Genomic DNA, 2,528 nt, shown 5'->3' with positions numbered 1-2,528 from the left:
GCGGCGATCGCAAGCGCGGCGAAGCCGGGCGCAGCGGGTCGCCGCCAGGTGGCCAGCGGCGATCGCAAGCGCGGCGAAGCCGGGCGCAGCGGGTCGCCGCCAGGTGGCTCAGCTCAAGAGGCCCTTGGCGATGTGGGTGACCTGGACCTCGTTGCTGCCCGCGTAGATCATCAGCGACTTCGCATCCCGGGCCAGCTGCTCCACCCGGTACTCGGCCATGTAGCCGTTGCCGCCGAACAGCTGCACGGCTTCCATCGCGACGTCGGTGGCGGCCTCCGACGAGTACAGCTTGATCGCCGAGGCTTCGGCCAGCGTCAGGGGCTTGCCCTTGCGCTGGCGCTCGATCGTCTGAAACACCATGTTCTGCACGTTCATCCGGGCGATCTCGATCTTGGCCAGCTTGAGCTGGATCAGCTGGAACTGCCCGATGTTCTTGCCCCACAGCGTGCGGGTCTTCGCGTAGTCCACGCACAGCCGGTGGCATTCGTTGATGATGCCCAGCGCCATCATCGCGATGCCCATCCGTTCGGCTGCGAAATTCTCGCGGGCACTGTCGCGGCCGTCCCCGCGGGCATGCTCGGTCTCGCCGAGCAGGCGGTCCGGGGTCAACCGCACGTTGTCGAAGAAGAGCTCGCCGGTCGGCGAGGACATCATGCCCATCTTCTTGAACGGCTTGCCCTGCGTCAGGCCCTCCATGCCCGCGTCGAGCACGAAGATGAGCACCGGCCGGTTGCGCCGGTCGGGCTTTTCTAAGGTCGGGTCGCCCTCGTCCAGCTTGGCGTAGACCACCAGCACGTCCGCACAGGGCCCGTTGGTGATGAACGTCTTCTGCCCGTTGAGGATGTAGTCCTCACCATCGCGCTTAACGTGAGTCTTCATGCCGCCGAACGCGTCCGAGCCGGAGTCCGGCTCGGTGATGGCCCACGCCGCGATCTTTTTCAGCGTCATCAGGTCGGGCAGCCAGCGCTCTTTCTGGGCCAGCGTGCCGCGGCTCATGATGGTCGCCGCACCCAGACCGAGGCTGACCGACGCCGTGCTCAGCAACCCGATGCTGACCCGGGCGATTTCGGACACCAGCACCGCGACCATCGACGCCTGGCCTCCGCCACCGAAACCGCCTGTGTCATCGCCCTTTTCGTCTTTCGGAGGGTGCATACCTTCCTGCTTGGCCCGTTCGCGGTCCAGCATCTTCTTGACCGCCTCGGCAGCCATGACGTCGAGACCGAACTGGCTGAACAGCTTGCGCGCGATCGGATAGGGCGAAAGCTCGCCGGATTCCAGTTCGTCCAGGTGCGGGCGGATCTCCTTGTCGACGAATTGGCGAACCGTGTCGCGGACCATCAGGTCCGTGTCGGACCACTCGATCATCCCGGGCCGCGTTCAGCGCTCGGCCCGCTGGTAGGCGGTGACGACGGCCGCCCCGCCCAGCCCGATGTTGTGCTGCAGCGCGGCGGACACGTTGTCGACCTGACGCTTGTCTGCGGTGCCGCGCAACTGCCAGGTCAGCTCGGAGCACTGCGCCAGCCCGGTCGCGCCCAGCGGGTGCCCCTTCGAGATCAGCCCGCCCGAGGGGTTGACCACCCAGCGCCCGCCGTAGGTGGTCTGGTTGTCGTCGACCAGCTTGGGCGCCTCGCCCTCACCGCACAGCCCCAGCGCCTCATACAGCAGCAGCTCGTTGGCGGAGAAGCAGTCGTGCAGCTCGATCACCTGGAAGTCGTCCGGACCGAGCCCGGATTGATGGTAAACCTGTTGAGCGGCTTGGACGTTCATGTCGTAGCCGATGATGTTGCGGGCACTGCCGTCGAAGGTGGACGCGAAGTCGGTGGTCATCGCCTGCCCGACGATCTCGACGGCCTGCCCGGCGAGGTCGTGTCGGGCCACGTAATCCTCGCTGGCCAGCACCACTGCGGCCGAGCCGTCGGAGGTGGGCGAGCACTGCAGTTTGGTGAGCGGGTCCGAGATCATCTTGGCGGCCAGGATGTCGTCGAGGGTGTACTCCTCCTGGAACTGCGCGTAGGGGTTGTTGACCGAATGCTTGTGGTTCTTCAGACCGATCTTCGCGAAGTGCTCGGCGGTGGTGCCGTATTTCTTCATGTGCTCACGGCCGGCCGCCCCGAACATCCACGGCGCCACCGGAAGATGGAACTCGTCCATTTCGGCCAGCGCCTTGACGTGCCTGCCCATCGGCGATTCCCGGTCGGCGGCGCCGCCGCTCAGCGCTCCGGGCTGCATCTTCTCGAAGCCCAGCGCCAGCACGCAGTCCGCCAGTCCGCCGCGGATGGCCTGCGCGCCCAGGTACAGCGCCGTGGACCCGGTGGAACAGTTGTTGTTGACGTTGACGATCGGGATGCCCGTCATTCCAAGTTCGTAGAGGGCGCGCTGCCCGCTCGTGGAGTCCCCCGCCACGTAGCCGACGTAGCCCTGCTCGATCTCGCTGTAGTCGACGCCGGCGTCCTGCAGCGCTTTGGTGCCCGACTCCTTGGCCATCTGCGGGTAGTCCCAGCCCTCGCGGCGGCCCGGCTTCTCGA

General features: G+C 66.5%; 2 protein-coding genes. Both read right to left on the bottom strand.

Features of this window, described 5'->3' with window-relative positions; translation table 11 throughout:
* Positions 1 to 108: 108 nt before the first annotated feature.
* Positions 109 to 1,368 carry an acyl-CoA dehydrogenase family protein gene (locus ACLP9N_RS22755; RefSeq protein ID WP_442409512.1) on the bottom strand — a complete coding sequence of 420 codons (1,260 nt, stop codon included), beginning with the start codon at positions 1,366 to 1,368 and terminating at the stop codon, positions 109 to 111.
* Between the two features lie 12 nt (positions 1,369 to 1,380).
* Positions 1,381 to 2,528 (bottom strand): lipid-transfer protein (locus tag ACLP9N_RS22750; RefSeq protein WP_442409511.1); only part of this gene is annotated, 1,148 nt, incomplete at its 5' end.

This window comes from Mycobacterium sp. (assembly GCF_052144515.1).
Classification (GTDB): Bacteria; Actinomycetota; Actinomycetes; order Mycobacteriales; family Mycobacteriaceae; genus Mycobacterium.
Note: the sequence above shows the minus strand (reverse complement) of the source record. Positions and strands in the feature narration are given on the sequence as shown.